Annotated in this window: 11 protein-coding genes; all 11 read right to left on the bottom strand. The window is 37.2% G+C overall.

Annotated features, from left to right (window positions below; all coding sequences use genetic code 11):
- Nucleotide 1: 1 nt before the first annotated feature.
- The gene (locus tag OZP12_RS08590; RefSeq protein WP_281228649.1) at nt 2-1,354 is read right to left on the bottom strand and encodes a glycoside hydrolase family 88/105 protein; all 1,353 of its coding nucleotides are present in this window, start codon (nt 1,352-1,354) and stop codon (nt 2-4) included.
- Nucleotides 1,355-1,573: 219 nt separating this feature from the next.
- Nucleotides 1,574-2,851 carry a DUF4861 domain-containing protein gene (locus OZP12_RS08585; RefSeq protein ID WP_281228647.1) on the bottom strand — a complete coding sequence of 426 codons (1,278 nt, stop codon included), beginning with the start codon at nt 2,849-2,851 and terminating at the stop codon, nt 1,574-1,576.
- Nucleotides 2,852-2,945: 94 nt separating this feature from the next.
- Nucleotides 2,946-4,028: a PKD domain-containing protein gene (locus OZP12_RS08580; protein ID WP_281228645.1), complete on the bottom strand. Its 1,083-nt coding sequence runs from the start codon at nt 4,026-4,028 to the stop codon at nt 2,946-2,948.
- 290 nt (nt 4,029-4,318) lie between these two features.
- On the bottom strand, nt 4,319-6,751 hold the full coding sequence (locus tag OZP12_RS08575) for a DUF4982 domain-containing protein (RefSeq protein WP_281228644.1): 2,433 nt from the start codon (nt 6,749-6,751) through the stop codon (nt 4,319-4,321).
- Nucleotides 6,752-6,796: 45 nt separating this feature from the next.
- Nucleotides 6,797-7,123 carry an L-rhamnose mutarotase gene (rhaM, locus tag OZP12_RS08570; protein ID WP_281228642.1) on the bottom strand — a complete coding sequence of 109 codons (327 nt, stop codon included), beginning with the start codon at nt 7,121-7,123 and terminating at the stop codon, nt 6,797-6,799.
- A complete protein-coding gene (locus tag OZP12_RS08565) occupies nt 7,120-8,109 on the bottom strand; it encodes a family 43 glycosylhydrolase (protein ID WP_281228641.1) in 990 nt (329 codons plus the stop codon). The genes rhaM and OZP12_RS08565 overlap by 4 nt, the downstream gene beginning before the upstream one ends.
- 213 nt (nt 8,110-8,322) lie before the next feature.
- Nucleotides 8,323-9,834 carry a sialate O-acetylesterase gene (locus OZP12_RS08560; RefSeq protein ID WP_281228639.1) on the bottom strand — a complete coding sequence of 504 codons (1,512 nt, stop codon included), beginning with the start codon at nt 9,832-9,834 and terminating at the stop codon, nt 8,323-8,325.
- A 145-nt stretch (nt 9,835-9,979) separates the two neighbouring features.
- Entirely contained in the window at nt 9,980-12,085 is a 2,106-nt protein-coding gene (locus tag OZP12_RS08555) for a RagB/SusD family nutrient uptake outer membrane protein (protein ID WP_281228637.1), read from the bottom strand.
- A gap of 41 nt (nt 12,086-12,126) precedes the next feature.
- On the bottom strand, nt 12,127-15,285 hold the full coding sequence (locus tag OZP12_RS08550) for a SusC/RagA family TonB-linked outer membrane protein (protein ID WP_281228635.1): 3,159 nt from the start codon (nt 15,283-15,285) through the stop codon (nt 12,127-12,129).
- 359 nt (nt 15,286-15,644) lie between these two features.
- On the bottom strand, nt 15,645-17,591 hold the full coding sequence (locus OZP12_RS08545) for a RagB/SusD family nutrient uptake outer membrane protein (protein WP_281228634.1): 1,947 nt from the start codon (nt 17,589-17,591) through the stop codon (nt 15,645-15,647).
- Between the two features lie 24 nt (nt 17,592-17,615).
- Nucleotides 17,616-20,744 (bottom strand): SusC/RagA family TonB-linked outer membrane protein, encoded by a 3,129-nt coding sequence (locus OZP12_RS08540; RefSeq protein WP_281228632.1) that lies wholly within the window; start codon nt 20,742-20,744, stop codon nt 17,616-17,618.
- Between the last annotated feature and the right edge of the window lie 211 nt (nt 20,745-20,955).

The raw sequence follows: 20,955 nt of genomic DNA, 5'->3' as shown, positions 1-20,955 counted from the left end.
ACTATTTTGATTTATTGTCTTTACCTTCAATTTTCACCTGTATTGCACTATCATTTATTTGAAATTGATGGTCTTTCAACAACAAAATCACCTCAGCTCCAGCCAATAAAACAGGCCCATAACCGTGAGCCGCAAATGCATTTACAGGTCGGTAATAATAAAACGCAGGGTCAAATCCCATACCGGTTCCCACGCAAGTTCCCTCTACTTGTCCTTTGTCATTTACTTTTGTGGCAACTGCATTCCAACCCAACAATACGGCAGGGCCATAAGTCATTTTGTCAACATAGCCACGGTTGATTGCTCTTGCGATTGAATAGGTATAAATCGCCGTTGCCGAAGTCTCTAAATAAGTGTCATTTCTATCTAGCAATTGGTGCCAAAAACCGGTTCCATCCTGATATTGAACCAATCCTTTGATGTGTTTTTGCAATTGTGCCAAAACTTGCGGATATCCAGGATGGTTTTTCGGCAATACTTCCAATAATTCCACCATTGCCATTACAGCCCAACCATTGGCTCTGCCCCAGTGAAATTCAGGATGATCTTTCATCGATTCAACCCAACCGTGCATGTAAATCCCTTTTTGCTCATTAAACATTCTCGCCGAAAATTGATTTACTTGTTTTACCGCATCATCAAAATATTTCACATCGCCTGTGTAGGCACCCATTTGCGCAAGCGCAGGAACACTCATAAACATATCGTCTAACCAAATTGAATTGTCTAACGGTCTGTTTCTTGCCAAAGTTCCGTCCTTCAATCTGAATTGTTTATTGCTGATAAAATCAATGTAATTTTTAACCAAAGGGTCAACATTCGCTTTTAATCCTTCTTTTTTGGCTTTGATAAATGCGGCACAAAGCGCTCCGGCAAAATCCAATGCTTCCGGATGAAGCGTTTTAAGCATCGCCTCATCTTTAATATTTTTCTCCTGATAATTTTCAGCGATATCAGCGATTAACTGCATGCGCTTACTGTTGTAATCCGAAAAATATTTCTCACCAGTCGCTTTTGCAGCCAAAGTCATTCCGGCATAGGTAACTCCCCATTCGTAACTGGTTAACCTAAAAGCACCTGGCTCAAACATAATGTTCTCATTGCCTTTTTTATAATTGGTTACTTCAACCTTTGTATCAGCATTGATAATTTTCGAAGCCGTGTTTTTGTCCAAAAAACCATAAATCCTATCCAAAACGGCTTTTATATCCTCTTTCTGCGGAATCACATATGGAGTTGGATAATTCGGTTTCATTAAATGTAATGGCGTAGTTTGGTCATTCACTTGTGCATTCACAGAAGTAAATACTCCCAGTGAAAATAGAGCTAAAGCTGCGATATGATTTCTTTTCATTAGACAAAAATTTTAAGGTTAGTTAGTTTAAAAGTCAAGGTTGTTATTTTCCCATTGGGCATTTTTTTAAACAACATAGAAACATAGTTTTTTTTATAAGGCTTAAGAGATTTTGATAGACATCTTACTTTTTCACATATCATCTATGTGAGAAATAATCCTATTTTCTATCTATTCTAAATTAACTCATTTTAAGTCTATGCATCTATGTGGTTAAAATTATTTTTTTACAGCAACAGTAATTTTGGCTGAAAGCTGTTTAGCAAGATTGGTTACATAATTGGCAAAATAATCAGCATCATTAAAGTTTTTATCTGCGCTCAATTCCCAGCCAGCAACGGCATAATAACTGATTTCTTTATTGTTATCGATAGTCATTTTTGCCAAATACGAATCGGTTAATTGTCCTTTTTTAGGCGCTTCGATATAACCGTTGTATTCTTTTTTTGGTACCAAAATAGCCGTACCCAAAATCCATTCACGGTTGTAAGTCAGTTTATCATGTTGTATTAAGCAAACCCAATCACCCGATTCTATTACTTTTACACCTTTTTGGTTATTGATGTTTGAAAGGGCAATAAGAAAAGTTTCATTTCCTTTAAGGCCATTGATTGACACCGTGTTTTTGTAAGCATACATTCCCGGCCAAATAGAAGTTGTTTCATGAACCTGATATTTATTTCCCGAAGCGTTCCAATTGTGGTAATCATAACTCAAAACCGAATTTTCAGGCCCTTCGCTCACAATCTTAAAAGTCGTTTTTTCTACATTATTGATCGTATCAGTTACCAAAATTCCAAGGCGTTTCACTTCGTTGTTAATCAACAAAGCGTAGCCTCCTAATCCAACTGAACTCCCTACCGGAAAAATATCCCTTCCCCAATCGTACATTTGGTGATAATTATCTTCAACTGCTCCGGCGCTGTTGATCCCAACATTTTCAGGAGTAATCGCCGGGATTTTTTTCCCAAAAACATCTTTGGCGTTTCGTCCGTCCAAATAATGTCTGAAACCTACTTTGTCATTTTCCCAAGTTGGTCCATCTGTTTGGTATTTTTGGAAACCCAATGCTTTGTACACTTGGTTTGCCATGATAACTTCTTCATTTTCGGGTTTCACAGGCAAATCTTTGGCTTCTCTTTTACCAAATCGAACGCTGGTTCTAACAGTGAATTTCGGTGCTTCAGTAACCCATTTCAACTGAACGGCTTTCTTTTCATTTGGCGAAAAATCAGTAACTAAAAAAAGTTCGTCCCATTTTCCGTCTCCGTTCAAATCATTGACTTGAGAAGGAATTTGCTCATTTTTATAAGTCAAAAGCGGAAACCCTTTTGTCGTTCCGGTTTTGTCGATAGCACTTCTTTTTATTGTTACCGCTTTATCGGTCAATTTCATATCGGAACTGTTCGACAAGCTGATTTTTTGCTGTGCATTACAACTCATAATCGATAAAACTGCTACACTCACAGGCAGTAATAATCTTAATTTGTTTTTCATATTTATAATTAATAGTTATTATTTTAACGACTGTTCTCGATACAATTTTCAGAAAAAGCTATTCGCATTTTCTGAAAATTTACTCGAACTGACGTTATTTCACTGCAACATCCCAAATTTTAGACAATCTGGATTTTCCTTTTGGCCCTTCAATTGTCAGGACAACAATATATTTTCCGGCATCTTTGTACTGATGAATCAGATTTTGTTCTGAAGATGTTGTGCCGTCGCCAAAATCCCAATTCCATGACTTGATCTCCCCTTCTGATTGATCAATAAAAGCGACCAATCTTCGGTTCATGTCAACGGTGTCGAACCTCCATTTTGCCGAGATGGCTTTTTTGAATTCATTTTCCAAAGGCATTAGCTTAAAAGGTAAACTAAAATCGGCATTACCATACATCTTATGTTCTTTGGATAAATTCCAAAATCCGTTGTTGCTTTCTTTATTTACATCATCATAATCAATGATTGCCCAGCAAAGCCCTATATTTTTGTTTTCTTCCAAAATGGATTCCACCGCTCTTTTTGGATCATTTCCTGCATAATCAAAAGGCGTTATCCAAAATTCCAGAGTCAATTTCCCTGATTCACCCGGTTTAAAATTATAATGGATCGCGGCATTTGCATAAGGCAATTCCTTTATCCAAGGCTGGCTACCCCAAACCAATGTCCAATCTTTCCCTTCGGCTGGGGTGAAAATATGATAATTTTGGGCATGAACACCGTGATAAGAAAAATAAGCATCCATAGTATTTGTCAAAGCTTTATTAGGATGAAACCGATCTATAAATGGCCCACCGGATTGATCAGCATCAACAATTACTTCGAAAGTATCGTTGTGTAAACCTGGCAACGAAAAATCCCAATAATCATCATAGGCCTCATATAAAAAATACAGACGGTTCAGTCCTTTCACCCAAGCTACTTTAACACTTACATCCAGATTTTTAGGATTGGCTTTCGGTTGTTTTCCGCTGTCTTCCCATAATTCATTCATTCCTACGACATAACTTTCGGGAACCATTTTCCAGTCATCGGCGTTTCCGTCAATCGTTGGAATTTTATTGGCTGGAAATTGAAAAACTTTAAAAGTTCTTGTATCCTGCGACCATGTTTGGACTCCAAAAAACAGAAGTAAAAATAAAATGGGTACTATTTTTTTATGTGGCTTCATCTAATAATTCTTTTACATCCACTATTATTTAGGAATATCAATCGCTTTATATTTTGCGGGATTGGCAGATTCCCCTTTGAAATTAACCAATTCAATTCCTGTTGCCTCGACTGATTCAAATATATTCAATAAAAGCAGTTATAGTGTCCTGTAGCATAGGGTTGACGAAAACAACGCTTATAGAAATATCTCTTAAAAAAAATCTGCGAAAATATGCGTTATCTGCGTGCCATTTTTTTCACGCTGATTTTGCAGATTTTCGCAGACTAAATTAATTCTCGATAATTATTTTACTTCGATTCCAATGCTATTTTTCCGCTTTTTAATCCTTTTCCTGTTACAGACAATTCAATTTTTCCTACTTCGGAAGTTGATTGCACCAAAACAACCAATTTACCGCTGAATAATTTCATTGTTGGCAAGTGGAATTGTTCCAATGAAGTCGCATCACCATTGCAGGCAGCGCGATAAATTCCTTTTCCGCTTACGCTAAAGTTGAGTTGCTGTGTGGCAGTCGGACAAGGGTTTCCGTTTTTGTCCACAACCGATACGGTCACGAAAGACAAATCTTCGCCATTGGCATCAAGAGTAGTCCTGTCGGCTTCGAGCTTTATTTGATACGGTTTTTCGGCAGTATGAATTTCTTCTTCGGCAACTGCTTTTCCGTCTTTGTCGAGTGCTACCACTTTTAGCGTTCCAGGCTCGTATTTAACATCCATCCACATTAGACGGTATCTACTTTGAGGCGAGGAATTATTCTTTCTCTGAATCCCCATACTTTTTCCGTTAACGAAAAGTTCAGCGCTATCAAAATTAGTATAAACAAAAACCGGAGTTGTTTGTCCTTCTCTTCCTTCCCAATTCCAGTGAGGCAAAATATGAAGTGTTTTATCATTGGTATTCCAACGGCTTCTGTACAAATAGAATCTGTCTTTTGGCAAACCAGCCAAATCGTTCAATCCAAAATAAGAGCTTCTTGACGGCCATTTCTCATCATAAGGCGTTGGTTCGCCCAAATAATCAAAGCCCGTCCAAACAAATTCACCAATTACCCAAGGTTTGTCATCCTGCATAATAAAATCTTCCTCCGGCAAATTGGACCAACTGCAATACTCCATATCATAAGACGAAGATTGAAAATCATCATACTGTTTTGAAATTGCTTTTTCAACCGGGAATTTATAAATACCTCGTGAACTCACTGTCGATGCAGTTTCGGAGCCTAAAATAAATCCTTGCGGGAATTTCTTAAACGCTTCTTCGTATAATGGCACACGATAATTCAGTCCCGGAATATCCATCAAAGCACCAAATCCGGATTCCATTGTCGCTTTCACCTGATCCATTCCAACGGTAACTGGTCGGGTTGGGTCTTCGCGATGAAAAATTTCCTGTAACCATTTGGCACGTTTCACTCCTTCAGAACCCCATTGGTCCGGAACTTCATTCCCTGAACTCCACATCACAATTGACGGATGGTTGCGAGTAGCATGCACCAAATTGACAACATCTTTTTCAGCATCAGTTGCAAAAAAACGATTATAGCCATTTTTCACTTTTGGCTTTGCCCATTCATCAAAACTTTCGGCGAGAAACATGAATCCCATTTCGTCACACAATTCAAGTTGTTCCAATGACGGCATGTTGTGTGAACTACGAATGGCGTTACAACCCAAGTCTTTCAGAATGGTTAATTGTCTGCGCAAAGCGGCTTTATTGATAGCTGTTCCAATTGGGCCTAAATCATGATGAAGACAAACTCCCTTAAACTTTCTAATTTGTCCGTTTAAACTAAAGCCTTTGTTTGGTTCAAATTTAATAGTTCGAATACCAAAACGAGTGCTGGTTTCATCTTTAAGCACATTACCATCATATAGCTGAGAAATTGCTGTATAGAGATAAGGCGTTTCCGGACTCCACAAATGCGGATTTTTTACAGCTATATTTTGTTCAAATTCGTTTCCAAAAAGAGCAGTTGTTTCGTTTGTGGCTACTTCATTTCCACTGGCATCTTTAATTTTAGTCACAATGCGCAGGTTTTCGCCTGTAACTTTTGTTTTAACATTCACTTTTGCCAAATCATCAGCAACCATCGGAGTCGTAATAAACGTTCCCCATTGGTCGATACTTTCTTTGTCTTTTACAATCAATTTTACTTTTCGGTACAGACCGGCTCCCGGATACCAGCGGGAAGATTCCCCCATATTCGACAAATGAACAGCTAAACTGTTCTTCCCATTGGCAATAACAAAATCGGTTATATCAAAATAAAAATAGTTGTAGCCATAATTCCACTCCCCTACTTTTTTACCGTTTACAAATACTTTAGGCTCGCTCATTGCACCTTCGAAAAGGAGAATCACTTTCTTATTTTTGTCCAAATCAGGAACCGAAAACTGATTTCTATACCAAGCTTCGCCAATGTAAGGCAACGCACCTGTACGACCTGTTTTTTCGGTGGCAACTTTTTCACCATTTTGAACAATGGCGGTTGTTTGCTTGTCTACTTCCTTATCAAAAGGTCCGTAAATAGCCCAATCGTGCGGAACGGTTACCGATTGCCATTTTGTATCATTAAAATTACTTTCAAAAGCTTTTTCGTTTTGGCCTTTGGCAAATTTCCATCCTTTGGACAATTCAATTTCGACTCTTTTTTGAGCGTTAACACAGTTAATTGTAAAAAAAAGAAATAACGTGAAAAAAGCAGGCTTTTTAAAATCCATTTTTATTTAAGTTTTGATTTTCTCCTTAAAAGTAGTGAAGATATTTTAATCCATATGAAACACTTCAATCAAAGAAGTAGAACATGGCGAATTATCGGGATTGGTATCCATAATATCAGCCATGTAAGCCCACCATTTTTTTACTATAGGATGATTTGGAAGATAATCAAAATCAAAGTCGGTGCTTATTTTTTGAACAGCAAAGAGAATCATCGTTTCTTCATCAAGAAAAATGCTGTAATCTTGTATTCCGGTTTCCGAAAGCAAACTGGACAATTCCGGCCAGATTTTGTCGTGACGTTTTTTGTACTCAATTTCAAAGCCCGGTTTTAATTTCATTTTGAAAGCGTTTCTAACTGTGTTGGTTTTCATTTTTTGGTTGGTTTAAGGTTAATATATACAGATTTATCTCTATTGCAAACTATTTCACCGTTGATGTATTCCAGTTCAGCGACCTGAATAGAGCTTCTTCTGGTTTCATAGCTGTCAATTCCTTTGTTCTCGAGTGTTCGCCCCGGATGAGTAAAATAAAAGACATAAGCTTTGTCTCCATTCTCCACGACATCGGGATGCCCGCCGATTACTCCATCATCTTTACCGGTTCCGGGTATTTGCAATATATTTTTTTCTTGTCGGTTCCAATTGACAAAATCTTCAGATGAATAGACACCTAAACCTCTCCAGGCATCGTTTATCAACCAATTTTTGCCTTTCCAGCTAAATACTTTTGGTCCTTCTCCCCTGTCTTTTACGACTTTTTTACCGCTGTTTGTCCAGTTGTATAAGTCTTTACTATCGGCATAATAAATAGATTTTCCGTCATTTTCATTATTATAATACATTCGCCAGTTTCCATCGGGCAATTGAAAAACAGAAGCATCAATGCAACGTTCTGAAGCAAGTGTTAGTTTGGATTCAAAATTCCAATCAATCAAATTTTTACTGGTCAAATGTATAATGTAGCGAGGGTGATACCAATCTGTAAAAATACCCGGAACAATAGTCAAATACATATGATATTTGCCTTTGTACATAATTACGTCCGGCGCCCAATACGTCACATCCTTAACCGAATAATTGATATTGCAATTGGTTTTATATTTCCAATGTGCACCATCTGACGATTCAGCAATTCCTATAGGTGTCCCATGTACCCAACTTACACCATCACCACCTATATTGGCTCTTCTATTGGTATAAAACATAAACCATTTTTTCTCTTTACTGTTCCAAATGATTGTTGAATCGGCAGCGCCGTCATAATTAGGGTCTCGAAACAGCGGTTTATCGGCAATTTTACCCTCTTCTTTTCTCTGATCATTTTGAGAAAAAAGAGGTATAGCAAATAAAAGAAACAATAGAACAAAAAATTTTCTATGGAATTGTATTAACCTAAATTTCATATAGTTTGGTGGGTGATTTATACCAAATATATTTATTTATTATTTCAATACTGTCCTGCTCTTCCCTGTAACCTAGAAGTATAAAAAAAGAGGACTTACAATGTTGTAAATCCTCTTAAAAAAGACTCTATTTTGTTATATTTTAAATGTTTTGCTAAATGATTTTGACTACCAATCATCAGTCCTGAAAGGGGAAGCCGGCAGTTTTTCTTTATTGAACAAATTTGGTTCTGGAATAGCTTTCCATGCAAAACGAACAGCAACAGGGCTTTTTACTTTTTCAGAAGAAACGACAACTGTTTTTCCTTCAATTTTGGCGTCTGCCGGATAAAACACTTTATCTTCTCCTGCAATTTCAAATTCTTTCAACACATCACCGTTTTTTACAAGACCACTTTCAGCATAATCAAAAAACAATTGGGCACGGTTCTTTTTGATTTTCATATTATTATAAATTGGTCCCGAAAACACCAGATTTGGTTCGTTATAAGTTTTGGCACGAGCCAATAAAGACAAACGGTAACCTACAGTTTGCTTATCAATTGGGTGAATATTATTGGCATCACCAACATCCGTTGTAACTACCATTCCAGAATTGGCAATACTTTTGGATGAAATTAACTGCGCTTCCCTTATGTCTGGATTTTGTCCTTTATGTGGAGCGATTTGGACAAAATAAAAAGGAAAATCTCCTTGATTCCAATCATTTCTCCAATTTTTAACCATCGCCGGAAACAAACTGCGGTACAAATAAGCTTGTTCTGCATTGCTCTCTCCTTGATACCAAATCACACCTTTCATCGTATAATTAACTAGCGGATTTAACATCGCATTATATAGAACGTATGAAGTTTTATTATCCTCTTTTTTAGGCTTTTTTAATTGACTTTTTGACAAATCATTATTATTTGCAATTCGCTCCTTTTTCAAATCCGAATAATACGCTTCGAGTTTTTCCTGATATAATTTTTCGTTTTTGGCATCGTTTTCCAAAATTGGTAAAAAATCAGTATTCTCTTCCAATACTTTTTCGGAAGTCCAAGCTTCAGCTTTAGTTCCTCCCCAAGAAGAAGCAATCAAACCAATCGGAACATTCAGTTTTTGGTACAGATTCCTTCCAAAAAAATAGCCTACAGCCGAAAAACTTTTCACACTAGCCGGTGAGCATTCCTTCCAACTCCCAGTAACATCATCAAGCGGTTTTTGGGAAGCTTTGGTCAAAACTGTAAATATTCTGATATTAGGGAAATTGGCATTTTTGATTTCTTCCTCATAATTCACCACGCCAGTTTTCCAAGTTCCCTCTTCTTTACCAACCGGAAAATACATGTTCGACTGACCGGAACAAATCCAAACTTCACCAATAAGTACATTGTGCAGAATAATTTTGTTTGAAGCATCAATAGTAATATCATAAGCCTTTTCATTTCCTTTCGGAGTATCAACTGCTGTTTTCCAGGTTCCATCAGGGTTTGCCGTAATGACAACTGGAGCAGTTTGCCATCCCAATTGAATATTAATTTTTTCGTTTGGTGAAGCCCAACCCCACAAATTCACTTTGGAATTTTGTTGCAGAACCATATTGTCTCCCACGAGAGCTGGCAATTTAACTTGGGCTATCAAAGGTAATTTAGCGCCCAAAACAATAAGAATTAGCAATAACTTTTTGAAGTAATTCATAAATATTTCGATTTTAATACTAAGCTTTAAAAATAAGAGAATTGATAGGCAATCGTATCCTGCCCTAACCTGCATAAGTTAAGTTAATTGAAAACAAAAAGCCGTCTCGAAATTGAGACGGCTTTCAAAAAAATAACTATAATTATTAATAACCTGGGTTTTGCCAAGCTGCTTTTTGACTGCTTGACAAGTTAGTACCGTCAGGATTCAATATACCATCAATAAATGATTGTGGTATTGGACGGAGTTCATGCTTATTAACTGTTATGTATTTAGCTTCAGGATTGAATACTTTAGTACGTTTGATTAATGTTCCTGTACGAGATAAAGTTTCCCAACGATCCCATTCACCCAACAATTCACGTGTACGCTCATCAAGAATGAAATTCAATGCACGATCCAAATCTGTAGAAGCACCAACTTGCGCAATTATTGCTTCATCTTCTGCTGGTAAATTAGCGGGGAACGATTTCAATGTCAAATCAGATGCAGCAGTTGTAACTGCCACTCCTGGATTTGACAAATAATAGGTGTTCATGTTCAAATTCGAATTAGTATAAAATGTTGCGTTTGTACCTGCATTTAAAGCATTTTTCTCAAAAGCTACCGAACCATCAATATAGTACGATCTGTTTTCTCCGGCTTTCCATTGCGCACGTGCACGAACAACATTAATATCGTTCATTGCAAGACCATATTGTCCAAGACGAGCATAACACTCTGCACGGACTAGATACGTTTCTGCAAGACGTGCCATAGTTACATCACGATGCGCATCTCCTTTTTCAGCAGTACGAGATCCATCCTCAGTTTTATTGATACCAGCAAAGAAATTACAAATAGGCGTACTTTTAAAGTTAGGCGCTACATATGTACCATTTTGATACAAAACCAATGAATTTGGAGCAAATTGCCCTTTCTTACTTGTCAGACTTCCAGCAGTAGGAGTTTGTCTAGTACCTGAAGCGCCTCCCCATGCTGGCAAACGTCCTGCAACATCTTTCCAAGTAGGATTTTGAACAAAGGCTCCAAAAGTATATCCATTATAAGTGTTATCATTTTTGGTATTCAAAATCATTACAACAGCAGGATCACCCAACGCTACACCATTTGGATTAGGTGTTTTTACAGTGTTTACACCATAAACAGTTTTAAATGTTTTCCACATACGGGCATCATTAACGTGATCAAAAACAGCATAGCTATACTCTGTAGGACGACAACGTTGGAAATCCATACCACCAATCCATACCCCACGTGCAGACCATCCTCCTGCAAAAACGGAGAATTGAGGATCAAAATAGTTATAAGTACGGTTACCAAAACGACCAACAGTAGTTGCATCTCCATTATAACCAGCAGCCATCAAAATTTCACTAAGTTGTTCATTAGGACAATCAATTCCTGTCCAGTTAGCGTATAAATCATTATAATTAGCAGTTAGTGCACCACGCGCAGTTATAGCGTAACTACAAGCATCGATCGCTTCTTTATAGTCACTCGTTTTGTAAGCACTATTCCATGCATTGTTACGCTCAGAAGAACGGAACAATAATGCTTTAGCAAGAAAGTGAGCCGCTGTCGCTTTGGTCCAGGTAATTCCTTTTCCATAAGTAAAAATTTCCCCTTCAAAAAGCTGATAAGCATTACGAAGATCAGATATAACCTGTGCCCAACAAGCCTCCTCAGTTGAACGAGTAAAACTACGAACTACAGTAGTAACTGGTTCTGTTTGAAGTACAACTCCTCCGTATTGAGCTGTTAGACGGTAGTAGTTATAACCACGCATAAAATAAGCGTGAGCCAAAACACGATTACGAATTTTTACATCAGTAATTACAGTTGGTGCTTTTGCAATAATCGTATTGGCAGAAGCAATTCCATAATACATCTCATCCCAAAGATCAGATGGTGCAGTAGCATTACCATTTGCCGCTCCTGTCGCAGTAGTTGCTTTAATTGGTCCTAACCTATTGTCATACGTATTCCACATTTCATTCGTAAGGTCATTTGCATTTGTAAACTCATCGGTACCATAAAGTGTAGTTCCATAAGCCCATTCATACCCAAAATGCCAGCGAATATTACCATAAAGTGACTCCGACAAATCTACAAGTCCCTGCTGTGTATTAAAATAGTCAGTGGAATATTTAGTTGTCTGTTCTTCATCAAGAAAGTCATTCGAACACGAGGCAATGGTGAGCCCCATCATTGCTAAAAAGACGAATCCTATATTTTTAATATTATTCATTTTCCTATTTTTTAATATTAGTTTTTTAACCCTTTTATTTATTAGAATCCAACTTGAAGTCCCATAACAAAACTTCTGTTGTAGTAGGTCGCGTTAGTATCAAAATCATACCAGCTCAATGATTGGTAGATATTTCCGGGGCTTATCGCTTGGGCATACAATTTCATATTAGCTACACCAATTTTGGAAGCCTGTTCTTTAGAAAAGTTATACCCCAAAGAGATATTACGAATTTTTGCAAATGCTGCTTTCTGAAACCCTAATAGCCCTGAAAATGAATCAGCAGAACCTGATGTCGCTTGCGCCAAAATCGGTTTTTGGAATTCAGCTCCAGTGTTTGTTGGCGTCCAATAATCCGTTTCACGTTGATTGGCATGAGCTGTCAACGCTTCACCTCCTAATGATGCCATATAACCCATACGTCCATAGATTTCTATCCCTAATTCTAGACCTTTGTACTCAAAAGTATTGTTCCATCCCATTGTCCAATTAGGATTACTATTACCAAGAACCACACGGTCATCTGCAGTCATTTTGTAGTCGCCATTTTGGTCTTTTGGACGAACATTTCCTGGTGTAAACTTGTATCCATTAGCATTCCACTTCGCCATTTCTGCAAGATCTTCCGGAGTATTTTGCCACATACCTAAATTATCATAACCATATTGCACATTAATAGATCTTCCTATGAACCATGCATTGTCAGCCATATCATTTTTACCATAAGCCAACTCTTCGATTCTATCTTTTTGCCAAGCACCAATCAGAGTTGATTCCCAAGTAAATCCACTTTTAGTTTCCACCGGAATTAAGTTAAGCGTAACCTCAACCCCATGATTACTTGTTTTACCGACATTGGCAAAAGTAGAAGGAAAACCTGTTAGAGTAGGTATTTTCATTTCCATAATCAAATCGTTAGTATATGTTTTATAGCCTTCAACACTACCACTGATACGGTTATCCAAGAAACTAAAATCAATTCCCAAGTTGTATTGTGTTGTTTTTTCCCAACCGAGGTCTTTATTAGCCATAGATACTTGATCTTTTGTATAATAAGGCTCATTAGTAGTATAAGCCATCTCATTTGCTATGCCGTTAAAAGGAAGTAAAATTGAACTAATATTTCCAGCTGTTGCATACGGATCAACTGATGAGTTTCCAGTCACACCAACACCTAAACGAAGTTTCAAATTTTGAATCCAATCAATATTGTTCATGAATTCTTCTTTATTGATACGCCATCCAAGAGCTGCAGATGGGAAAAAGTCCCATTTATGCCCTTCTGAAAGCTGAGAAGCTCCATCCCATCGTCCAGACATTGTCAATAAATAACGTCCATCATAACCGTAGTTTACACGTGCCATGTACGAATTCAATTGACGCTCTGTAAGACCAGAACTCATTCCTGCTTTATTTGCTGCATTAGTAATATCAACTGTTCCAAATGCATTCCATAAAAAAGATGGTACAGGTATATTATCAGCATTCATAGACGATTCTTCTATATTCCAAGCTGAAGCTGACTGAAGTAATGTAACCCCAAAATTATGTTTACTTGCAAAAGTGCGGTCATAAGTCAACATATTATCCAAAGTCCAAGAAAAATCACGACGATTTTTTAGTCTAGCATAATTAGATCCGGGAGTCCCGTTTGAATTAATTTTATTTACTGATGTTCCATCAATATAAACCCCCTCTCTCCAATGACGGAAATCTGGACCAAAATTCATTTTATAACTAAGTCCTTTTACAGGTTCCCAAACCTTTCCAATATCGATTGTTGTAGAGAAATTTCCTAACACACGCATAATTTGCGATAATTGTGTGCTTTTATCCCATTCATTCATAATAGTATAAATACCACTTTCTCCTCCTGGATTGATAACTAAATTACCGTTTGCATCAAAAGGAACAGCCATATTGTAAATAGATTTTGCAGCGCCATAAATAGAATTTGGTGATGAGTTACTGCGACCTCCCAAAGTTGACATTCCATAATCCTGCTCGCTCCAAGTTGCATTTAATGATGCAGTCATTTTGAACCAATCTGTAGCATTGATATTTGTACTCACTTTTGCAGTATAACGCTCATACGATTGTCCTTTTTGAGTCCCTTGATTATTCAAATAACCAAATGAGCCGTAACTATTTACTTTTTCTGAACCTCCACTTGCACTTAAAACATGCTCTGTGGTAACCCCTGTTCTGGTTACAAATTTAGTCCAATCCGTATTGGTTACTTTTGAAGGATCCCAGGAACCGCTTGCCCAACCTTTTAATACGTTATCTCTAGAAGTTTGTCCATCTAAAGCACTGTCAAAAATCAATTTATCATTTGCATAAGTTGGGGCGTCCGGACTTGGATATTTAGTTGGATCAAGATTATAAGCAGCTGTGCGCCTGAAATTAATGAAATCGGAAGCACTCATTGATGGAGAACGGTCAACAATCTCTTGCGTTGTAACAGTTCCAGAATAATTTAAGCTAAACTGTCCCGCTTTACCCTGCTTAGTAGTAACAATAATAACCCCGTTAGCTCCACGAGAACCATAAATAGCTGTTGCAGAAGCATCTTTAAGAATATCAATAGATGCAATATCACGCGGGTTAAGTGTTTCGATAGACGACGCCGACATCAAAGGCACACCGTCCACCACATAAAGAGGTGAATTACTAGCTGTCAAAGAACGGTTACCACGAATACGAACATCCCCAATAGTTCCTGGACGTTCACTTGTTTTAATATCCACTCCGGCCGCTTTTCCTTGCAAAGCCTCCAACGCATTGTTCACTGGACGAGTTGTCAATTTCTCGGCACCAACACTTACGATCGCTCCGGTTACATCCGACTTCTTAACCGTACCGTACCCAACAACTACAACTTCATTAAGTTGAGCTACTTCGTCAACCATAACCACATCAATAGCACTAGTTGATTGATTAACCGTTCTTTCTACCGTTTTAGAACCAGTAGAACTATAAACCAATACCTGACCAACAGAAGCACTGATAGAATACTTTCCATCAAAATCAGTACTAGCCCCCGTTTTTGTTCCTTTAACAACCACATTTACCCCAGGTATAGGCAAGCCGGTTGCGTCTTTAATTGTTCCTTTAACCACTTTGCTCTGAGCATAACTTGATACATGCAGTAAAGCAAACAAGGCGATAGTCAGAAAAAGACTAAATTTGTTTTTCATAATAGTTAAATTAAGTTAATTTTTTTAATAGTGTTTCAAATTTATCTACATCAAAAAGCAGTTCTATCCTGTAGTATGCTGTTAATTTTCAATAAATTAATTTAACCAAACCTAAAAAACTGTATTTATGCAAACCAAGTAGCTTAACAACAATCAATTAACATTTTTTAACTTTTACCAAATTTTTTTCAAGAAAAAAAATTTTAACATTATTAATTAAAGCTTAAAAAATTAGCAAATTCGTAAAATTTAGCTATTAATATTATATTTACACAAAAAGATCAAATCACCTTTTTTCAAATGAAACAAAAAAAACCGCCTCAATTGAGACGGCTTTCAAAAAAATATAAACTTATCGATTAATAACCAGGATTCTGCATTGCTTGTTTTTCAGAAGCAGTCAACGGTCTTCCATTTGAATAAACTCCATCAAGGAAAGTTTGAGGAATCGGGCGCAAGTTGTGAAAATCTTGAACATTTGCTGCAGCTTCAATATTATAAGCTTTTGCTCGTGCAACCAAAGTTTTGGTTCTACTCAAGTCCTCCCAACGGTGGAACTCACCACAAAGTTCTCTGGTACGCTCATTTAATACCAAACACAACATTCTGTCATAATCACTGGAGTAACCCAATTTTGTGATTACTGCTTGATCTTCTGCCGGTAATGCATTGATATTACCAATAGTCAAATTAGTTGCTGTAGTTACCACAGGAATATTAGTTGATTCATAATAGGAGTTTTCAGGGATATATGAAATTGGAATTCCAGCTTGTCCCGTTGTAGTATATGCCGCAGATCCATCAGCATAAGCAGCACGGTTTTCACCTGACTTATATGCAGCACGAGTACGAACTGCATTAATATAAGTTAATGCATCGCTGTATGAAGCCGATCCTAATTTTGCCAAACGTATTTTTGCTTCTGCAGCCATTAGATAAGTCTCGGCAGAACGTGCCAATGTAATGTCCCGTGATCCTTTTGTGCTACTCAAATCGATTCTGTTACCATCCATATATTTGCTCAAAGACGGGAATCTCACATCAGCCATTAAACCAACTTTGTCTGCCGCATAAGCCACATACACGCTAGGAATCGTTTTTCCTGTTTTAGAATAGATAATTGCATCTGTATTTTTTGTTTTTGCAAAACGAGTGTCTGTAGCTGTATTCACAACATACATTATACCCAAATCCCCATTTTTATAATATGTCCCTGATTGGTTGTTAACAATGCTTTTGGTTTGGAAACTTTTCCAAAAACGAGAATCGTTCACTTTATCGAAAACATCATAAACAAAATAAGTTGGAGCCAAACGGCTAAATGGTCTTCCTCCTGCAAGGTTACGTTTCATTTGCGCTAACTGATCGTATGTTGAAAGGAAATACAAATGTTGTTGATTTCCTCCTGTCGTCAACGTACTGGCATTAAATTGACCTGACAAAATCAACTCAGGCAATTTTTCGTTTGCACCATCGGCAGCTGTATAACTCCAAAGATTATCGTAGTTTGCTGCCAATGGGTGGCGAGAAATAACCTCATCTGCCAAAGAAACTACTTGTTGTAAATCAGCCAATTTTGTAGTTGAGTTCCAACTGTCATTGATTTCACTAGCACGAGCTAAATAAGCTTTTGCCAAATAATGCGCTGCGGCATCTTTTGTTATTTTAGCAGGAGATCCAGTATTGCTTAACAAATTATAGGCTTGCTTAAAATCGGCAATTATCTGATCAAAAACCGCTTGAGGAGCCGCTCTAGTAAATTCCAATTCTACTGTAGAACTGGTTTTCAATTTCAAAGGCACGGCACCGTATTGACTCACCAGTTTTAAATAATTAAAAGCTCTCAAAAAGTAACCCTCTCCCAATGCTGTTTTCTTGATCGCATCGTTTGTTGAATTAATATTTGTGGCCGCTTCAATTAATTCATTGGCATTACCTATTCCAATGTATAAGTTATCCCAATTTGTATTAGCTGCAACTGTATTTGAATTTGAAACCGTCACAAAAGCCTTAAATCCTGCACCATACGAATTCCAAATCCAGTTCGAAGGGTCACCTCCCGCATGAAATTCATCTGTTCCTGATTCTGTTGCGGTAAGTGGTACTTCTGTAGCAAATTCTGCCGCAAATGTCTGATAATATGTCCCTACAGCCAAAGCCTGTATCCCTGCTTCAGTTTTATAATAGTCTTTACTATAGGCTGTTGTCAAATTCTCCTCAAGAAAATCCTGGTTACAAGATGAGCTACCTAGAGCCATTACAGCTAAAAGCAACATATTGATATATGGTTTTTTATAATTTTTCATAGTGTATCGTATTAAAATTCAATTTTAGAATTGGACATTTAACCCCATTGTAAATCCTCTGTTTGAAGCCGTCGTTTGCGTGTCCAAATCAGTCCATTTCACTTTAGAATAAATCATGAATGGATTATTTGCCTGCATATACAATCTCAATTTTGTTAGTCCCATCTTTTGAACAAGATCTTTATCGAAAATATAACCCAAAGAAATATTTCTCATTTTTAAGAATGTCCCATCACGATAGCCCAAAGTAGGATAATAAGAATCTCCAGTACCAGCAGAATAAATTGGTTTTTGATATTCTGAATTGGTATCATTCTCATAATAATAATCGATAGATCTTTGGCTACCTTTTGCTCCTTCATTTTCACCTCCTGTATCATATTTGTAACCCATACGACCATATACAAAGAATGAAAACTCAACATTTTTATAAGTAAAAGTATTGGTCAATCCCGCAATGTATTTTGGGTCTTTACTTCCAATTATAACACGGTCATTATTAGCGTCAATTTTATAATCACCATTTTGATCTACTGGTCTTGCATTACCAAAAGTAAAACCAGCACCGTTGGCATTGAATTTTGCCATTTCGGCAGCATCTTCAGGTTTCCAAATTCCGTTTGAAGCAAAACCGTAAATCACGTTTTGAGATTGCCCAATGAATAAATTGTTGTTGATATCATCAAACTTACCGTTTTGCAAGGAAACAATTTTGCTTTTTTGGTATGAACCACTAAGACTTGAAGTCCACTCAAAATCTTTTGATGTAATGTTCACAGTATTCAAAGTAAGCTCAACCCCATGTCCTTCAGTTTCCCCTACGTTTTGATAAGTGTCTTTAACCCCAAGAACTGTAGGAACACTACTTTTCAACAACAAATCATTAGTATTACTTGTATAATATTCTAATGCTCCTGAAACTCTATGGTTAAACATAGAGAAATCTACCCCATAGTTAAACTGAGTAGTTTGCTCCCAACTCAAGTCTTCATTACCCAAAGAAGTATTATTTACAACACCAGAACCAGTTGCATAAACAATTCCTGTTAACGGTGGTTGTGTAGCATAAGCTGGTACAGCAGCATTTCCGGTTACCCCATAACCAAATCTAAGTTTTAGTTGGTCAACCCATTTCACATCTTGTAAGAACTTTTCTTTGCTGATTACCCACGCCAAAGAAGCTGATGGGAAAAAAGCCCATTTATTTCCAGGAGCCAATTGAGATGCCCCATCATAACGTCCTGATGCCGTAACCAAATATTTATCGGCATAACCATAATTTATCCTTCCCATATAGGATAACAATCCTGTTTGAGTTAAACCGGAAGAATATCCAGCAAGGGTTACATTGGCAGGATTAAGAGCATTCCATTTATTTTCAGGATTCTTGATATCATTGGCAGACATCGAACTTCCTTCATTTTGATATTGTGTCTGGCTCGCCAATAAAGTCACGCCAAAATTATGATCTCCGATTGATTTGTTGTAGAAAATCAAGTTATCCAACGTATATGAAATAGTTTGTTCTTTAGCCAAAGATGCAAAACTTGTCCCTGAACGAATAGCTGACTTACCATCCAAATAAACACCATCACGGTAAGAAGTCAAATCTGGTCCAAAATTGATTCGGTATTTCAAACCATCAAGAGATTTTGAAATTCCACCCAAATCAAACTGAGTGTACAAACTACCAAAAGCACGCATAGTGATACGTTGATCTTGTGAATACAAATGCTCATCAACAGGAGTTCTAATAGTTGAATCCCCTCCTGGGTTATCTATTCTGTTTCCATTGCTATCATAAGGAACAGCATAAGGTAGATTTGTGCGGGCAGTTGCATATATTCCTCCCGAACTAGTTACTGCTGTTCTACCTACGTTAGATTGTCCATATTCATTAATACTATAGCTGGTATTAAGACTTACCCCCATAGAGAACCATTTGGTAGGTGTAATATCGACATTGGCAGTACCATTATAACGTTTATAACTTTGTCCCAGTAATGTTCCCGTATTGTTTACATATCCAAAAGATCCATAAGATTTCATTTTTTCTGTACCCCCACTAACACTTAGGGTGTGTTGTTGCGTAACCCCTGTACGTGTAACGAATTTAGTCCAATCTGTAGTAGCTACTTTAGAACCATCCCATACATCTTTACCACTAGCATCTTTACTCCAACCTTTTGTAAAGTTCGCCCATGCTGAAGGATCCGCAGATTTCAAGAAAATCAATTCATCATTAGCAACCGTTGGCTGATCTCCTCTAGGAAATGCAGACGGATTAGAGTAATATCTTCCCCAACGACGGAAATCAATATACTCCCCTGCCGTCATCATTGGAGCATTCTCATGAATTGTTTCGGTCATTAACGAAGTATCATAATTCAATGTGTACTTACCGTTTTTACCTTTTTTGGTTGTAACGATAACTACCCCATTAGCTCCACGAGAACCATAGATTGCCGTAGCCGAAGCATCTTTCAAAATATCAATTGTCTCAATATCTGTAGGGTTCAAGAAATCAATCCCTCCTGAATTTGGATCCACACTGATTTTTCCAGTAGAAGCATCAGTAACAAGTCTGGTATTCATTGGTATCCCATCAACTACATAAAGCGGTGAGTTGGAAGCAGAAATAGAACGAGCCCCACGAATTGTAATACTCCCCACTTGTCCCGGACGCTCATTGGACGAAACATCAACCCCTGCTGCCTTTCCCTGCATAGCCTGTACGGCATTTACAACTGGTCTGGAAGCAATATCTTCAGCATCTACACTTACGATTGACCCAGTAAGATCCTTTTTCTTTTTTGTTCCATACCCCACAACAACAACCTCTTCCAATGCGTTATTTTCTTCTTTCAAAACCACATTAATTTCTGATGACTGTCCAACAGTTATCTCTTGCGTTTTGGAACCTACAAAACTAAACACAAGCACAGATCCTGAAGGAACACTAAGAGAATACTTTCCATCAAAGTCTGAGTCTGTACCCTTCTGAGTTCCCTTAATAAGAACATTTGCTCCCGGCAAAGGTAAACCGGAAGCATCCGTAATTTTTCCTTTGATCACCTTGTTCTGCGCATAGCCTGATGTATACATCATAGCAAACATTGCCACAATAAACAAAAAGGTCAATTTGTTTTTCATAAAAGTTAATTTTTAGTTAATTAATTAGTCAAAGCAAATATATTTAGAAGAAACACTGATCGCATCCTGTCGTATCCTGTTATTTAAGTTAATTTTAATAAAATTATCAATGTTTTTAAGAAAAAACAGATATTAATATTTATTTATAATGAAATAAAAATTGATTATGAAAAAATAAAATTAAAATACCTATAAAACAATTTATTTATTT

The organism is Flavobacterium aquiphilum (genome assembly GCF_027111335.1).
GTDB classification, from domain to species: domain Bacteria; phylum Bacteroidota; class Bacteroidia; order Flavobacteriales; family Flavobacteriaceae; genus Flavobacterium; species Flavobacterium aquiphilum.
This window is presented reverse-complemented; position numbering and strand designations above follow the sequence as displayed.